At 59.8% G+C, this 16922-nt stretch carries 15 protein-coding genes; 6 read left to right on the forward strand and 9 right to left on the reverse strand.

Annotated features, from left to right (window positions below; genetic code table 11):
- Positions 1-201: 201 nt before the first annotated feature.
- The 7 genes from ACWGS8_RS32950 to ACWGS8_RS32980 all read right to left on the reverse strand — a co-directional run bounded on the left by ACWGS8_RS32950 (position 202) and on the right by ACWGS8_RS32980 (position 8739).
- Positions 202-1203 (reverse strand): ABC transporter ATP-binding protein, encoded by a 1002-nt coding sequence (locus ACWGS8_RS32950; protein WP_454584847.1) that lies wholly within the window; start codon positions 1201-1203, stop codon positions 202-204.
- Complete coding sequence (locus ACWGS8_RS32955) at positions 1196-2203, reverse strand: ABC transporter ATP-binding protein (protein WP_454584848.1); 1008 nt, start codon at positions 2201-2203, stop codon at positions 1196-1198. Before ACWGS8_RS32955 ends, ACWGS8_RS32950 begins: the two co-directional genes overlap by 8 nt.
- Positions 2200-3132: an ABC transporter permease gene (locus tag ACWGS8_RS32960; protein WP_454584849.1), complete on the reverse strand. Its 933-nt coding sequence runs from the start codon at positions 3130-3132 to the stop codon at positions 2200-2202. The genes ACWGS8_RS32955 and ACWGS8_RS32960 overlap by 4 nt, the downstream gene beginning before the upstream one ends.
- The gene (locus tag ACWGS8_RS32965; protein ID WP_454584850.1) at positions 3129-4127 is read right to left on the reverse strand and encodes an ABC transporter permease; all 999 of its coding nucleotides are present in this window, start codon (positions 4125-4127) and stop codon (positions 3129-3131) included. The genes ACWGS8_RS32960 and ACWGS8_RS32965 overlap by 4 nt, the downstream gene beginning before the upstream one ends.
- 1 nt (position 4128) lies before the next feature.
- A complete protein-coding gene (locus ACWGS8_RS32970) occupies positions 4129-5769 on the reverse strand; it encodes an ABC transporter substrate-binding protein (RefSeq protein ID WP_454584851.1) in 1641 nt (546 codons plus the stop codon).
- A 551-nt stretch (positions 5770-6320) separates the two neighbouring features.
- Complete coding sequence (locus ACWGS8_RS32975; RefSeq protein WP_454584852.1) at positions 6321-7124, reverse strand: N-acyl homoserine lactonase family protein; 804 nt, start codon at positions 7122-7124, stop codon at positions 6321-6323.
- Between the two features lie 235 nt (positions 7125-7359).
- Positions 7360-8739 carry an aminotransferase gene (locus ACWGS8_RS32980; protein WP_454584853.1) on the reverse strand — a complete coding sequence of 460 codons (1380 nt, stop codon included), beginning with the start codon at positions 8737-8739 and terminating at the stop codon, positions 7360-7362.
- 98 nt (positions 8740-8837) lie between these two features.
- Between ACWGS8_RS32980 and ACWGS8_RS32985 the strand changes: the two genes are divergently transcribed.
- The 3 genes from ACWGS8_RS32985 to ACWGS8_RS32995 all read left to right on the forward strand — a co-directional run bounded on the left by ACWGS8_RS32985 (position 8838) and on the right by ACWGS8_RS32995 (position 11484).
- Positions 8838-9719, forward strand: coding sequence for a transketolase (locus tag ACWGS8_RS32985; RefSeq protein WP_454584854.1), 882 nt, complete (start codon positions 8838-8840; stop codon positions 9717-9719).
- Positions 9716-10693, forward strand: coding sequence for a transketolase family protein (locus tag ACWGS8_RS32990; protein WP_454584855.1), 978 nt, complete (start codon positions 9716-9718; stop codon positions 10691-10693). The genes ACWGS8_RS32985 and ACWGS8_RS32990 overlap by 4 nt, the downstream gene beginning before the upstream one ends.
- A gap of 113 nt (positions 10694-10806) precedes the next feature.
- A complete protein-coding gene (locus ACWGS8_RS32995) occupies positions 10807-11484 on the forward strand; it encodes a GntR family transcriptional regulator (protein WP_454584856.1) in 678 nt (225 codons plus the stop codon).
- Positions 11485-11813: 329 nt separating this feature from the next.
- Here ACWGS8_RS32995 and ACWGS8_RS33000 read toward each other — a convergent pair whose 3' ends face one another.
- The gene (locus ACWGS8_RS33000; protein WP_454584857.1) at positions 11814-12206 is read right to left on the reverse strand and encodes an ectoine synthase; all 393 of its coding nucleotides are present in this window, start codon (positions 12204-12206) and stop codon (positions 11814-11816) included.
- Between the two features lie 2 nt (positions 12207-12208).
- Positions 12209-14110, reverse strand: a complete 1902-nt coding sequence (gene ectB / locus ACWGS8_RS33005; RefSeq protein WP_454584858.1) for a diaminobutyrate--2-oxoglutarate transaminase — start codon at positions 14108-14110, stop codon at positions 12209-12211.
- Between the two features lie 486 nt (positions 14111-14596).
- Between ectB and ACWGS8_RS33010 the strand changes: the two genes are divergently transcribed.
- The 3 genes from ACWGS8_RS33010 to ACWGS8_RS33020 all read left to right on the forward strand — a co-directional run.
- Entirely contained in the window at positions 14597-14734 is a 138-nt protein-coding gene (locus ACWGS8_RS33010; protein WP_454584865.1) for a hypothetical protein, read from the forward strand.
- 282 nt (positions 14735-15016) lie between these two features.
- A complete protein-coding gene (locus tag ACWGS8_RS33015; RefSeq protein ID WP_454584859.1) occupies positions 15017-15508 on the forward strand; it encodes an Lrp/AsnC family transcriptional regulator in 492 nt (163 codons plus the stop codon).
- A 130-nt stretch (positions 15509-15638) separates the two neighbouring features.
- Positions 15639-16922 (forward strand): NAD-dependent succinate-semialdehyde dehydrogenase (locus ACWGS8_RS33020; RefSeq protein WP_454584860.1); only part of this gene is annotated, 1284 nt, incomplete at its 3' end.

Here is a 16922-nt window from a genome sequence, read left to right on the forward strand (position 1 = left end):
CGACGGGGCGCGACCGGAACCGCACATAGCATCACCCTGGTAATGCCCCGCACGCGATAGCCGGCAGCAAGAGGTAGTACTCAACGGATGATAAAGTTGGTGCGTCAAATGCTCCTCCCAGAGATATCAAGCGACGGCGAATGAAATTTCAAAATGCTCGGCAGCACCCGCGTTCGGTTCGTGGCATCGTGCCATCGACTGTCACTTCGCGAGCCAGCAGGCTGACCTGTGGTGCGGTCCTACTTCGAAGGCTGGAGGCTCCTCAGCTTTGCAGCGGTCGAAGGCCAGGGGGCAACGCGGATGGAAACGACAGCCCTTCGGCACGCGCGCGGCGCTTGGCACCTCGCCCTGCAGGGCCGGCGAACCGGCGCGACCTGTATTGCCGCCTATCTGCGGGGTGGCATTCCGCAACGCGACTGTATACGGATGACGGGGGTTGAACGTGATCTCGTCGGCACTGCCGACCTCGACCAACCGTCCGAGATACAAGACCGCGATCCTGTCGGCGATCAACCAGGCGACCGGCAAGTCGTGCGTGATGAACAGGAGCGCCACATTGCGCTTGTCGCGCAGGTCGATCAGGACTTGGAGGATCTGTGCGCGTATTGAGACATCGAGCATCGACACAGGCTCGTCCGCAACGATGAGCTCTGGCCTAACGGCAAGCGCTCCGGCGATCACCACACGCTGGCGCTGACCGCCAGACAGCTCGTGGGGAAGCGGGAGAAAAAAATCACTGGGAGGATTGAGCCCGGCGGACGCCAGTGCTTCGCTGACTCGGCCAGTGAGTTCGGCGTGGTTCTTGACCAGTCTTAGTGATCGCAATGGCTCCGCCACGATATCGAACACAGTGTGCCGCGGATTAAGCGCCTGATAGGCGTCCTGGAAAATCATCTGGACGCGATGACGATAAGGACGCAAAGCCGACAAGCCTTGGACCGATGTGATGTCGCGACCTTCGAACAGCAATCTGCCGCTTGTTGGCTGAGCAAGTTTGGTGATGACGCGGCCCACCGTGGTCTTGCCACTTCCCGATTCCCCGACCAAGGCGACGATCTCACCCCGTCGGATGTTAAGGTCGATCCCGTCCACCGCGCGCACTGCGCTGGCAGGGCGGCCCAGGGCACGGTCGATCAGCCCGCCCTGTATAGGAAAATGGACCTGCAGGCTCTCGAGACGCAGGATATCGGCGGTGTCAGGCATGAGCTGCGACCTTGTCTTCTTGCGAGGACCGGACAAGGTGACACGCCACACGTCCCAGTCCGAACCTATCGAGGCTGGGAACTTCGGTCGCGCATACCCCCATGGCCGACGGGCACCGCGGATGAAAGGCGCATCCTGAAGGTCGGTTCACCAAGTTGGGGGGATCACCCGGTATTGGCCGGATCATCTTGTTGCCGTTCGCCGGGTTCGGTATCGAGTCTATCAACAGTTTGGTGTACGGATGCCTAGGCCTAGCGAAGATCTCAGCGACTGTGCCATCTTCGACGATCCGGCCGGAGTACATGATCATCATGCGATCACAACACTCAGCCACCACGGACAGGTCGTGTGTGATCAAAATGAGGGCAAGGTTAAGCTGGGATCGCAGATCTCCAAGCAGCTTCAGGATCTGAGCCTGGGTGATGACGTCGAGCGCCGTGGTCGGCTCGTCACCGATGATAATCGAGGGGCGACATGCGAGCGCCATGGCAATCATTACTCTTTGACGCATGCCGCCCGACATCTCGTGCGGGTAAGCAGTGCCGCGATCCTCCGGAATGCCAACCAGTTCGAGCAACTCCCTCGCCCGTGCGTTTGCTTCGACACGCGACATGCCGAGCTTCAGCATGCATGGCTCGGCAATCTGCTTGATGATGCGGTGAACAGGATTAAGCGCATTCATCGCGCCCTGGAAGATAACGGACATTTCGCTCCAGCGATGCGGCCTCATGGCGGCATCGTCATCGATCGGCAGTCGCTCTCCGCGATACCGTACCTCGCCCTCGCTGACCCGCGCGTTGGGCGATAGCAGACCGGCGATCGCCATGGCGGTCGTGGTCTTCCCGCTGCCCGATTCTCCGACGAGGGCAACTGCCTCGCCAGTTCCGAGCGCGAAGCTTACGTCCTCGATCGCTCGCAATGAACCACCCTTGAGTCCATAGTCGACAGAGAGCCCGTTGACTGCAAGAAGGGGAGCCGTCTCCTGGGAGGAGTTTGTCATGGAATGACCCTTCGCCGTGGATTGAACGTGTCGTCGAGGGCATTGCCAATCAGGACGAAGCTTAGGGAAACCGTGAGGACGCACACACCAGGGGCACCGAGATACCACCAGGCTCCAGCACTGGCCGCGCCGGCGCGCTGAGCTTGTGAAAGCAAAGTCCCCCATGAGGGCTGTAAAGGGTCGCCAAGCCCCAGGAACGAGAGCGACGTCTCCACATAAATTGCGCCGGCGACAACCAGAGCCCCATTGGCCGCGATTTGCGGCACCAGATTGGGCAGGATGTGCCGCACCATGATGCTGAAATTACTGCTACCCACAACGCGTGCACGATCAATGAACGTTCGCTCCTTTAGCGATAGTGTCTGGCTGCGGACGATGCGCGCGACGAAGGCCCAGCTGGTCATGCCGATAACGACAATGATGACGAACAGAGAAGGACGGAAGCCGAGGATTTCTCCGCCCCGCCCCAACACCTCGAGCACCACGGGCGTGATGACCAGCGCCAGCACGAAGGACGGCATGACGAAAAAGAAATCCGTCAAGCGCATCAGCCATACGTCAACCCTGCCACCATAGTAGCCAGCTGTCATGCCGATCGTAGTCCCGACGACCAGGCTAATCACAGTCGCGAGCAGAGCAATCGTAAGCGAGATCCGGGCGCCATGGACGACCAGATTGAGCACGTCCCGCCCGACCTCGTCAGTGCCGAGCAGATGCTCGCCCGAGGGGGGTACGAGGAAATCACCGGTTGCATTGATTGCAGTCTGTAGCGGCCCTACCAGAATATTGGGTGCCGCGGCCACAATAAGAAAGAACACCAAGCATACGAGGCCCACCTGAGCACCGCCGCGGCCAAGGAATTTACGCAAGAAGCTTTTTATCGCTCGCGCCCGACCGGACAAGGAATATTGAACAATACTTTTGCTCATTGCCGAACTCTTGGGTCGACGAGGCCGTAGGCAAGATCTGCTACCAGGTTCGCGACAACGATCGACGCACCAAGCAACAGGAATATGCCTTGGAGCACAGGATAGTCCCGTGCGTTGAGGGCTTCCACGGTCAACCCGCCGATGCCCGGCCAGGCGAACACGGCTTCGACGGTGATGGCACCGGCGACCACGTAGCCAAGATTAAGGGTAATCAGAGTTATGACCGGTAGCATTGCATTGCGAAACGCATGACGCATCAGCATTTGACCGTTGGTAAGTCCTTTCGCCCGCGCGGTTACCATGTAGTCCTCGGTAACTACGTCACTCATTGCGGCGCGTGCGACTACAACGTATTGGCCAATCAGCCCAAGTGCCACCGCAGTGACCGGAAGCGTCAGATGCCGCAGGTAGTCGAGGACCGAGCCAAGAGAGCCCGTGATCGCTCCCGGCGAATATGCACCGTAGCCCGGAAGCCAACCCAATGCCGTGCTGAAGATTACCACTAAGAGCATTCCGAGCCAGAACGAGGGCGTAGAATAGAGCGCCAAAGAGATACCCGTGGCGATATGGTCGACGGCCCCTCCTCTTCGCCAACCCGCGTATAGGCCAAGCATGACCCCGCACAGGATGGCGATGAATTGCGCTAGACCGACAAGGGCGATAGTGGCCGGCAACCGCTCCAATATCAGGTCAGCGACATGCCTGCCCCTGAACTTGAAGCTGTAGCCGAAGTCGCCATGGACAGTTGCCGACAAATAGTCGACCACCTGGTCCGGGAACAGGGGCCGATCAAGGCCCCAGTTCTGGCGCTGCGCCTCCATCTGCTCGGCCGTCACGCTACTGCGCGCACCTGCCAGCAGAAGCCTGGCAGGGTCGCCCGGAACGATCCTGAACAAGATGAAGTTCAGGACTCCCACCATCAGCAGCGTCACGAGCGCCCTGAGGAGGATGCTAGCAACGCGCCGGCTCGCCCCTCGCTGCCCACCGGCCCCCATCTTAAACCGGCCTCAAGCGATCGAACGGAAAGTAGCTCCACATAGACGCGATGTCCTGCGTTCCCCAACCTTGGAAGCAATCCTTCCGACGGGCTTCCAGTGCGAGCGGGTAACAGAGAAGGATATAAGGCGCTTCGGTGTAAATGAGGCGCGACGCCTGATCGACCAGTTCCTGGGTCTTTTTGAGATCAGCGGTGACGTCGACCTCCGATAGGAGGGCATCGAACTTCTCATTTTTCCAATAGGAAATGTCGCCTGAGCCAACGAGCTTGAAGTCACCCAGCCTGAGCAGATCATGGGGCGAGGGCGATGCCCAATCCGCAACAACGGCCAGATCCCAGCGACCGCCGCTGTTGGCTGGGGCTGCCGTGCGGGCGCCGAGCGCGCCGGAGTCGAGCTGGGTCACCGATACCGGAACGCCGATTTGTCCCAACCAGCCTGCGACCAGCTGCACGGCGGCGATCGGTATTTCAAGAGTACCGGAAACGGTTCCGGTAATCAGCTCGAGCTGGAAGCTGTTTCCTTCCTTGTCCTTTCGGACCCCGTCACCGTTCGCGTCCCGGTAACCTGCGGCATCAAGCCGGCGGCCAGCTTCGGCCAGATCGAAATGGCGCCTGATGTCGTTCAGCTCTGAATAGTAGTCAGTCGCCACTGGCATGGCCAGTCCCACGCCAGGGTCGGCATGCCCACGGAAAGCGCGATCGACGATGGCCTTCTGATCGATCGCATAGCCGATCGCATCGCGAAACGCCGGATCCTGTAGGGCCTTGGTGCTGCCCGCGCCCTCTCCGGAGAGAGTGTTGAAGGCCAAATAATTTCGCTGCTCAATGCGCGCTTCACCGACCACGATGTCAGGATCCTTCGAGAGGTCTGCCCACTGGGCGGCCGTCAAGCTGACGCCATAATCGAGACTTCCGCTCTTTAGACCTTGAGCGATGGGATCTGCCGTATCGAAGAAGTGGAAGATCAAGCCAGCCAGCCCCGGTTGCCCGCTGCGAAAGTACGGGTTCGATGTCAAGCGGGCAAACTGGCCCTGCTGGAATTCCGCAACGATCATCGGACCTGTGCCCACCAAGGGCGGCTTGTTTTGAAAGGTGCCGCGCGCATCGGCGTAGGAGACATCCTTCCAGATGTGCTCGGGGACCATCATTATGTAATTGTCGATTGGCCAGCGGGTTGGAGCCTTAGTCACGATTTGCAATGTATCGTCATCAAGCGCCTTGATCGACACGACGTTCTCCAAACCGCTCGTATTATTCCAGCCAACATTTAGTTCGTCGGGCTTGCCGATGGAACCGCGCAAATAGTTATAGGTGAACGCCGCGTCCCTGGCGGTAGCAGGTTGGCCGTCCGACCACTTCATGCCGGGCCAGATCTTGAAGGTCCAAGTGAGATTGTCGTCAGCAACAGACCACTCCTTGGCAAATCCTTTCCGATCGGGATGGCGCTGGGCGTCCACACCCACCAAGTAATCATAAGAGTAAACGGTTGGCCAGAACGCGCCCCAAGTGGCAAATGGGTTCATAGTGTCGGGTGCAACTATTGCCGCAATGCGCACGATGTGATCGCCGCATGACGAGGCGGCAAACGCCTTTGAACGAACAATCCAGGACGCGGCTGATCCAGCCAGAATTGCCTTCATGACGGCTCGGCGATCAAGAGTCCATCTATCCATTTTTTCCTCCCATTGCAGATTTGATGAAAACGCCAAAAATTGCATACCCGCGGCGGTGATGGCTTCCCGATGTCTGGGGTCACCCACGCTCTGACGGCACGCGGCTTGCCATGCCGGTGCTTCGCCTTAATATCGAACCTTATATCTTATAAGGTATAAGAAGCAAAGTAATTTTTGTGGTGCCTACCTGCGGGTCGTCGGCGAGTATGCGTCCAGCCAAACCCGCTAGAGGTCGAAGCCGCCGACAGACACATTTGGTATCGAGATACCTGTGACATCCCCTACCCGAGGCCGGATCCGTTACGCCGCCGAACAGCGCCTCTCGCGATGTCGCCGGCATTGGCCGGACGCCGTTCGCCGGGTCCGGTCTCTCTGCAGTCTGGTGCAATTGCCTGGGTCTGGCGAGGGCTAGGCTAAGGCTAAGCCGGATCGCAACTCTCCAAGCAGTTTTAGGATCTGAGGCCAGTCTGTGCGTTGCAGGCCCTAAAGCCTCGAACGATCCGGGCACTAAAGCCCAACTATACGAACCAAGCCTGGGGTGCCAACGGCACGGATGTCTCGAAGTCGAGTTCGTGCGTGGCGACGAGTCTTGCGCCTTCCGTCTGCTCGATAGTCTCCACGGCGTCCCACGTTGACATGAATGCATCCGGGCTCCAAGCCACTGCCGGCACAGACCGAGTTCTCATCTTAGAAACCAGATAGGTGGCGTCGCCCAAAAGAAACACAGGTTGCGAGCGAAGCCGTACTAACAGCGACTGATGCCCTCTGGTGTGCCCCGGGGTTGGGATAATCCGCAGCAACCCATCCCCGAAGAGATCGCACTCGCCGTCGAGTTCTATCCAATGGATACGATGATCGAAGTCCTTCTCGACAAAGATCTCCTTCTGATAGGGTGGCGGGTGTTTGGCGAAGGCGAGTTCCTCGCACTGAACGTAGACCTTGGCGCGCGTCAGCCATTCCAGACCGCCGGCGTGGTCGAAGTGCAGGTGTGACTGGACGACATGCGTGATGTCGGTGGGCGTCATACCAAGGGTTGCCAGCCTGGGCACCAGCCAATCGTGTTCGTTCATCACGACCTTAAAAGAGTCCGCCGCGGCGCCCAGTCGGGAATGTGGGTCGGTGCGTAAATCGGGATGCGGACCACTATCGAACAGAATGTTGCCCTGTGGATGGGTGACCACGTAAATGAAATACGGGTTGAAGACCTTGGTGCCAACGCGCGCGTCGAAGGGGTCGAAGATGGCCCAGTCGGTTATATCACCGCCGCAATACAGCGGATAAACCCTCATCTCGCCAACGTCCTTGTAAGCGAAACCACTCATGATCCGCTCCCTTGCTTGCTCACCGTTCGACAGCGTCCCAGGCAGCTGGGTGGTCCGTTTCCGCTGCCGCGGTAAAGTTCGAAGTTCTGTTCCCATTGGCGCGCGTCCGAGCATTCAGAGCCGCAATTCTCGCTGTGCTCCTGGTGAGGTTCTCCCGCACCGTCGGTCGCGGGAACACGAAGCGGTCCTCGGGTGTAAGCATCGCCTGAAGCCGGTCTTGGTGCCAGCACCCTACTCATGCCACCCGACCGACCTGGGATATCGCATCAGCGGCGCCGTCGAGTGCAGAACGAATGCCCTCGACCAAAGCGTCGATTTCGCTTTGGGTGATTATATATGGCGGGCATATTGCAAGCACGTCTCCCATATTGCGGATCATGACGCCGTGCTCACGGCACCGTCGCTCGACGTCGGCGCCAATTCGCAGCTCCGGTGCGAAGATGCGACGGGCGGCACGATCCTCAACGATCTGAACTGCAGCAATGAAGCCGCAGCCGCGGACCTCGCCGACCAGCGAATGGTCGCCGAGCGCGTCGGCGAGTGCACGCTGCAGGTACTCGCCCAAACGGCGCGCCTGGCTCACGAGATCCATCTCGCGGTAGATCCGGATCGCCTCGGCGGCGACGGCGGCAGTCACCGGGTGACCGGAATAGGTGAAACCGTGGCCGAACACGCCGACCTTGTGGGCCTCATCCGCGACGCATTGATAAACCTTATCGGAAATGAGGACGCCGCCGATGGGAAGATGACCCGATGACAGCCCCTTAGCGATTGAAAGCATGTCCGGTTCCATGGCGAACGTCTGGCTGCCGAACCAGTTTCCGGTGCGCCCAAATCCACAGACCACCTCGTCGGACAACATGAGGATGTCGTATTTGCGCAGCACCGCCTGGATCTTTGGAAAATAGTCTTCCGGCGGCACCAGCACACCACCGGCGCCCATGACAGGCTCGGCGATCATTGCGGCGATTGTCTCCGGTCCTTCCGCCAGGATCAAGGCCTCGAGCTCCCGAGCGAGGCGCGTGGCGTAGTCACTCTCTGCCTCTGCCGGCAGGCTATCGAGATAATGGAACGGCCGCGCTGCGAATAGGACTGGAAGCGGTGGCAGATTGAAGGACTTATGCATGTGCGGCAGCCCACTCAGCGCCGCGCCCATGATCGTGCTGCCGTGGAAGGCGCCAAACCTGCTGATGATCTTCCGTTTCTCGGGACGCCCCCGCGCGGCGTGGTAATACCATGCGAGCTTGACCATCGTATCATTGGCTTCTGAACCGGAGCCGACCAGAAATACGTGGGCGGCGTCGAATGGCGCCAACGCGGCGAGCTGTTCGACGAGTTCGACGGCAGGCTCGTTCGAACGGTGGTTGAAGGTGTGGTAGACGGCCAGGTGGCGCATCTGGCGATCAGCCGCGTCAGCCAGCCGCCTGTCGCTGAAGCCAAGCGAGGCACACCAGAGCCCTCCCATCCCCTCGATATAGCGGTTGCCGGCGTCATCGATGACGGTCGCGCCCTCGCCGGCCACGATCGTCAACGGACCATGATGCTCATGCAGGCGCGGATCCGTTTGGGAATGAAAGTGCCTGGCCATGTCCAGCACGCGCGATTCGTTCTTCATCAAAATTCTCCTCCGCGACGGGATGGGCAGTTGCATGAGCAGCAAATATCTTATAACTTATAAGTTGTCGATAGAAAAGATCCCGAGAGTTACGCTCAATGCCTATCCCACAAACCCAATCAGACATCGCCTTACAGCCCGACGCGCAGCGGATCACCCTCTTGCGGGATAGAGCCGAGTTCGTACGGCTCGAGACTCTGCGCCTCATCCAGATCGCCAAGGTTGGCCATTATTCGTCGGTGTTTTCTTGCGCCGAGATATTCGCCACGCTTTACTACGATGCGATGCGGCTCAAGCGCGGCGATCCGCGATGGCCAGATCGCGACCGCTTCCTTATGGGCAAAGGACATGCGGCGGTCGGCCTCTACCCGCTGCTGGTCGACTGGGATTTCTTTTCCAAGGACGTTCTCGATGGCTATACCCGGCTGGGTAACCCCCTTGGTGACCATCCCGACATGCGCAAGGTGCCCGGCGTCGATTTCAGCTCCGGCTCGATCGGTCATGCCCTGTCCGGCGGTCTCGGCATGGCACTCGGCGGTCGCGCGGCCAGCCGACGCTTCGATGTCTATGTCCTGCTCGGCGACGGCGAGATGCAGGAAGGCCAGGTCTGGGAAGCGGCGCTGTCGGCGGCCCATCACAAGGCCGGCAACCTGATCGCCATCGTCGATCGCAACGGATACCAGCTCGACGGACAGGTTGACGACATCATCGGCATCGAGCCGTTGGCCGACAAATGGGCGGCGTTCGGCTGGCAGGTGCACGAGGTAGACGGGCACGACGTCGTCGCGCTCGCGACGCTGCTGCGACGGCTGAAGGCCGAGACATCACGCGCCCAGCCCGTCTGCGTCATCGCCAAAACCTCCAAAGGTAAGGGCGTTGGTTACATGGAAACCGAACCCGGCTGGCATCTGGGCTATCTGGCGCCACCGGACGAAGCCTTGGCCGCCGAAGAAATCAAGCGTGGAGGCAAAACACAATGAACGGCCCGATCGATCCCGACTCTTGGCAATACCGCCAGATCAACGCGCGTGCGCCGGGCCTGAGCTACCTGGCCAACGCGCTGATCGAACTGGTCGAAGATGGTCATCCGGTCCTGGTGGGCACGGCCGACCTGCAATATTCCAACGGGCTGGCGCGGTTCGCGCGGCACTTTCCCGGACGCTTTACGCAGTTTGGCATTTCCGAACAGAACATGGTTTCGGCCGCCGCCGGCATGGCCAGCACAGGCGCCATGCCATTCGTCGCCACCTTCGCCTCCTTCCTCGCACTGCTGTGCTGCGAGCAGATCAGAACTGACGTCGCCTATTCTGCGCTGCCGGTGCGGCTGATTGGCCATCACGCTGGCATTTCTCTTGGCTTCTACGGCACCTCTCACCATGCGACGGAAGATCTTGCCATCATGCGAAGCATCGCCGACCTAACGGTCGTCGCGCCGGCCGACGGCCCGCAACTGGCGGCCGCCGTCAAGGCGTCCGTCAACCATGCTCAGCCGATCTACTTCCGCATTGGCCGCGGCCAGGAACCGTTGGTCTATGAAGACGTCGTGGACTTCCAATTCGGCAAGGCGACCGTTCACGGCGAAGGGTCGGACCTTACCATCGTCGCTTGTGGCTCGATGGTCCATCCCTCAAGGGAGGCTTACCGTGCGCTGCGCGCGGCAGGCAAATCCGTCGGGCTCATCGACATGCACACGATCAAGCCGCTCGACACCAAAGCTGTGCTCGCGGCCGCCGCCCACTCCCGCTTCATTCTGACGGTCGAGGAACACAACATCCTAGGCGGTCTGGGCGGCGCAGTGGCGGAGGTCCTGGCCGAGGCGGGCAGCCCGGCACGGTTGATACGTCATGGCATCCGCGACGAATACAGCCTGATCGCGCCGCCGACGCATCTTTACAAGCACTACCGGCTGGACGCGCCGGGAATCGAGGCCACCATCCTCGACGCGCTCGGCTGACCCGGCAGGCCGCCCATTCTCAGGCTTCGCAACAGGACTTATAGGATATAAGAGCTTTGCGTAATCAAATCCGTAGCCGATTTGGTGCGGCTCATACATTGCGGCGGTGACCCATGAATACGATGCAGCCAATCGAGCAAGGCAGCCTGTCAGCAAGAACCTATATCTCGCTACGCGAAGCTTTAATCGCGGGTAACTTCCGCCCAGGCCAACGGCTGCTGATGCAGGATTTGGCCCAACGGCTGGGAACCAGCGTAACGCCTGTGCGGGAGGCCTGTTTCAGGCTAATTAGTGAACAGGCCCTCGAGCTACGTTCGGGACGCTTCATAACTGTTCCGGAACTGACCCGGTCGCGTTACTGGCAGGTCCGGCTCATTCGGATCGCCCTGGAAGGACTGGCGGCGGAGCTTGCCGTCGAACATGTTTCCGATGCAGATATCGAAAGGCTCGTGGAAGTCCACCGTGATTTTGTCACTGGTGAAACGTCTGGCGATGCCGACCGGGCACGCCGCGCAAACCGCGAGTTCCATTTCAGCGTCTACCGGCTGTCAAAGATGGATATGCTCATCGCTCAGATAGAAAGCCTCTGGGTATCGATGGGCCCTATCCTCAACATTTACTACCAGCAGGCCGAGAACGACTATATCGGAGCGGAAGAGCATGAAACGCTGATCGAAGCGTTCGGAGCCCGCAATAAGAAGGGGGCTCGGAAGGCGATCGAACGTGACATCGTGCGTGGCGGCATGAATCTGTTGCGATATTTCGACGAGCAGGACGCGGCCGCGAAGTAGTCGTGATAGAAAGCTGCTGTCCTCTTCCCCGATTTTGTTGCTGTGCTGGCTCGGGCCGCTCGTAACCGGCTAGTGCGCATCAACGCCGGAATCGCTGCAGATTCATATGAGGCAACAGGCCCGCCGACGATGCGTGTAATAGGCAGACCGTGATGCGCCACCGGATGCTTGCGCTCTAAATTTGGCTCGGTTTCGCCGCCCCTGAAAAATCAGCTTAATTTAGGCTCGCGGCGCTCGACAGGGACGTTTCGCCGTGAGCCATGAAGAGCGCCGCTGACACAATCAGCGTCTGCCGTCCACCACACACATTTGAGCTTCCCTTGGCGGCATCAAATCGTCTCTGACTCCAGACGATAAGCGCCGGTCTCGTCATGCACCTCTCTGCCGACCAAGGGAGGGACAAAGACGCAAGCCAATACCAATTCGCTCTCAGCACACAGGAGGTGAGCGTCGTGCTTATCGAGTGCGTACATGATGCCCGGTTGCACGACATGGACCTCCTCGGCTTGTGAATCCTCGATAGAGCCTATTCCCGAGATGCAGTAGACCGCCTCAAAGTGATTCCGATAGTGCATCTTGAGCTGGGCGCCCTGACGGATCGTGGTGATGTGGAAGGAAAAGCCGATCCCATCGTCCTTCAGGAGTAGCCGCACGCTTTCCCAGCCCTCGGTCTGGACCCGCCGGGCTGTCGATTTCTCCTTGTTAAAATCCCTGATAATCATGATTACTCCTCTGCTGGCGTATTCACTGCGCTGCCGATAACGCTGCCGATAGCGTCCTCGAGAATGTCGAGGCCTTGGTTAAGCTGATCCTCCCCAATGACGATGGGCGGCAGGCATTTCACGACCTCGTCTTTCGGACCAGCGGTTTCGATAATGAGTCCATTCTGGAATGCGGCTTTAACAATCTGACCGGCAATCTCGCCGGACTTCAGATCTATTCCGCGCATCATACCGCGACCTTTAACTGACATTCGACTTGGGTCGTACTTCTGCGCGATCTGATCAAGGCGACTCTTCACCAGATTGCCTTTGTCCTTGAGGGATGCTGCCAGGCTGTCCGTTCGCCAAAAGTGCTCTAGGGCCGCTCGGGCGGTGACGAAAGCATGGCAGTTGCCGCGGAACGTTCCGTTGTGCTCTCCTGGCTCCCACCTGTCGAGTTTTCGATCAATGAGTACGAGCGCCATAGGCAGGCCATAGCCAGATATTGATTTGGCCATTGTGACGATGTCCGGACGAAGTCCCGCTGCTTCGAAGCTGAAGAATGCATCCGTCCGGCCAATTCCCGCCTGAATGTCGTCAACAATGAGCAGGGCTCCGTGTTTGTGCGCAATGCCTGCTATTTTGCGCAACCATGTCGTACCCGCGACATTGAGACCACCTTCGCCTTGAACTGTCTCGACAATCACCGCCGCTGGGGCGTCCACTCCGCTGGAGGGATCCGAGAGCAGGTGATCTAGGTAATCGGCGGTGTCTACGTTGGATCCAAGATAGCCGTCATAGGGTAGCCTGCTTACAGCGCCAAGAAGTTGGCCGGCGGCTGCGCGATGGTGCCGATTGCCGGTGCAGGATAGAGCGCCGAGGCTCACGCCATGAAAGCCGTTGGTGAAAGCTATGATATTGGAGCGCCCAGTGATCTTGCGTGCTAGCTTGAGGGCAGCCTCGACCGCATTGGTGCCGGTCGGACCCGGGAACTGTACGACGTAGTCGAGTTGTCGCGGCCTAAGGATTGTCTCGTGGAACTCTCGCAGAAAAGCCTCCTTGGCTTCTGTAAACAAATCGAGACCATGGGTAATGCCGTCACTGCCAATGTAGTCCACAAGCGCGGACTTCAGCTGAGGCGGATTGTGTCCATAGTTTAGGGTTGAGCAACCCATGAGAAAATCGAGATAGGCTGTCCCATCTCGCGTAAACAGCTGAGCCCCTCTTGCGTTCGCGAACATTGCGGGAAAACTACGGGAGTAACTGCGCACTTCGGATTCAAGATGGTTGAAAATAGCGAATTCGTCCCTGCCATCTGATGCACTTCGGTCAGTCATTCTTGTCTCCTCATGCGGCTTGATTGACCCTGCGGGAATGCTTGTAGGGCTGGGGGAGTGATGGAAAGGACCGATCGCAATCATGTACTCGCTATCGTGCCTTCCCTTGAAATGGGTCTCTCGGTCGAACTGCAGGGCTTGCCGGATTGGCGCGCCCAGATCCCGACCCACGGTTGTGAAGAAAAACTTGGACGCCTTGTTGCTCAGCGTCACCGTGGCTTTGATGTGCGACACACCCTGGCAAGATGGCCTGCTGAGGGCTGAGACAATCAGTCCCTTGCCCAGCCCCGTGTTGCGCACCGCGGGATGCACGGCAATCTGCCAGACGAATAGCGTGGATGGGTCGCTCGGTTGCCGATAGGCCGCCAGCCAGCCAACCACCTCGCCGGCCCGCTCCGCGAGCACACAAGTGTCGGCGAAATGAGTGCAGAGCAGGAGCCCGCAATAAAGCGAGTTGCGGTCTAGTTCCGGGCAGAGCGCGATGAGATCCTGCACATCGGCTGCATGATTGCCCGAGGGTTTTCGGAATGTCACTCGCGGTAACTGGACGTCGTGCACCAAAGAGAAGCTCTGGCTATCACTGACCATTCGAGTCCTCCATGCGAACACCAGTACCGCCTGGCGTCAGGTTTCACGAAGAGGACTTCAAAAGTCATGCCAATTGCGCGGAAGGAGCCGTAGAATATTTTAGGAGTTTGTTCAATGACTTGACTCGGACTTCAGCAGGCACCCAAGCGAAAACGGTGTATCGCGGGTTCGACAGACACGACAATAGGTGTCCGATGCCCGGCGTTTTACGTGGTGTACCAACGGGACTGGTAGCGGATTATCTTGCAACCGGCGCTGACGACGGTGCATGCGGCAGGCCGGAAATTGGACTGCTGGCGCGTTCCGCATCGATCCGACCGTGACGCGTGACTGCTGCCCGACTGGATGAGTTTGTAACCGGTATGATTATGACGGTACCATCGGTGAAGGCGAAAGCGGCAGGTGCATATCGACGAGAGGGCCGCTAGCGCCGCCACATCCGCGAGGCCTATCGCCTGGCCGAGGATCTGGCCGAACTCGACGCTGATGGTCGACCTGACGGCGGGCCTGATGGGTCGCCGTATCATGGACCGCCCAACCCGCAGCCAGGCAACCGGTCTCTATGAAGAACTCGACCTGCTCGCCCATTCGGATGGGCCACGCAATCTGTTGGCATGCTGCTGAGGGCGGCTATGCAGCCGGCGGCTTAAGAAAACTCGCCAAAAGCGGCTGATGGTCAAAATCTGCTAGGCCTCCGCCAGCATAACGCGCCGCCCGACTAGGTTGATACCTTGTCAGTCTCGTGGTGTTCGGAACGGGGGCGGGCTCAAAGAGCTCGGCCAATAGAGCACGCGTAGGCTCTCTGCTCGCAGTTTGCGGTGGTTCGGGACCGCAGAATGGATATGTCACGGTATACACAACTGTTAGTGTGAGCGCGGCGATAGTCAGGAAAGTGAAAATCAAACCATGACCGCATCGAAACTCGACCCGATCGATCTCAAAATCCTCGATGCCATCCAGCGAGACGGGCGCATCACCAAGCTGGCGCTGGCCGAAAAAGTGGGGCTGTCACCGACGCCTTGCTGGATGCGGCTGCGCAAACTGGAAAAGGCCGGCATCGTGTCGGGCTACCATGCCCGCGTCGCCATGCGTGTCCTGGCACCGGTCGCCACCGTGCTGATGGAGGTGACGCTAGCCAGCCATCGCCAGGCCGATTTCGACCGCTTCGAGCGCGTCATCCGCGACATCCCCGAGATCATCGCCTGCTGGTCGGTTGGCGGCGGCGTCGACTATGTGCTGAAGGTGATGGCGCGCGACATCGACGCCTACCAGCGCCTTGTCGACGGCTTGCTCGACCGCGAGATCGGCATAGATTGTTACTTCACCTACATCGTCACCAAGACCGTGAAGGACGAAATCACACTGCCCGTGGCCGAGTTGTTGCCGGCATCGGCCTAGGGTCGGAGAGATCGTCTGCGTCGACGGCACAATAGAGAGAGTCTCTCTACGGACGGACGCCCAAACAGCCTCGCTGTCTGCCCGTGGCGGATAGTCTTCCCGCATCAGTCCGAACCGGGAGGCTTCGATCATGTCCGCGCATTTCGCCCGCCAGAACCGCCATGAAGCGCTCGACCGCCTCGCCGACCGCCGGCTGCTGCGCGAACTCGCCTATGTCGACGGCCAATGGACGGCGAGTGAGGCCGCGGAGAGCTTCGAGGTCACCGATCCGGCCACCGGCACGACTGTTGGTTTCGTCGCCGCGCTCGATGCGCGCCAGACCACGAAGGCGATCGATGCAGCCGCCCGGGGCTTTCCGGCCTGGCGATCGCTGCTGCCGCAGGAGCGGTCAAGAATTCTGCGAAAATGGTTCGAGCTTATCATCGCCGCGAAAGACGACCTCGCTCTGCTGATGACCCTGGAACAGGGCAAGCCCTTGCAGGAATCGCTCGGCGAAATCGACTATGCCGCCTCGTTCGTCGAATGGTATGCCGAGGAAGCCAAGCGCCTCAACGCCAAGAGCGTCACCAGCCATCTGGCGAATGCGGAAATGATGGTGCGACGCGAGGCGCTCGGCGTCGTCGGCATCGTCACGCCGTGGAATTTCCCCTCGGCCATGCTGACCCGCAAGGCGGCCGCGGCCCTTGCCGCCGGCTGCACCGTCGTCGCGCATCCGTCCTCGGAAACGCCGCTGTCGGCGTTGGCGCTAGCCGAGCTTGGCGAGCGCGCCGGGCTGCCGGCGGGTGTCTTCAACATCGTCACCGGCAAGGCCGCGACGATCGTTGGGCGCATGTGCGAGGACGCACGCGTCCGCGCCATGAGTTTTACCGGCTCGACCGAGATCGGCAGGCTAATCACCGCGCAGAGCGCCCCGACCATGAAGCGGCTGGTGATGGAGCTTGGCGGCCACGCACCGCTGATCGTCTTTGCCGATGCCGATCTCGACAAAGCGGTGAACATCGCCATCGACGCCAAATTCGCCACGTCGGGCCAGGATTGCCTCGCCGCCAACCGCATCTACGTCCAGCGGCCGATCTACGATCGCTTCTGCGCTGCCTTCGCGAGGCGGATCGAGGTGCTGCGGACCGGCAATGGCCTTGACGACATGACTGACATCGGACCGCTGATGCATGAGCGCGCCGTCCAGAAAGTCGAGGAGCAGGTCGCCGACGCCATAGCCCGTGGCTCGCGCTGCCTTGCCGGCGGCAAGCGGCATCAGGCCGGACCGCTGTTCTACCAGCCGACGCTGCTGACCGATGTTCCAGACGCGGCGCTGATCATGCGCGAGGAGACTTTTGGGCCGGTCGCCGCGGTGACGCCGTTCGACGACGAGGACGAGGTGATCGAGCGTGCCAATGCCACCGAATATGGCCTG

The organism is Mesorhizobium sp. 43Arga (assembly GCF_053714255.1).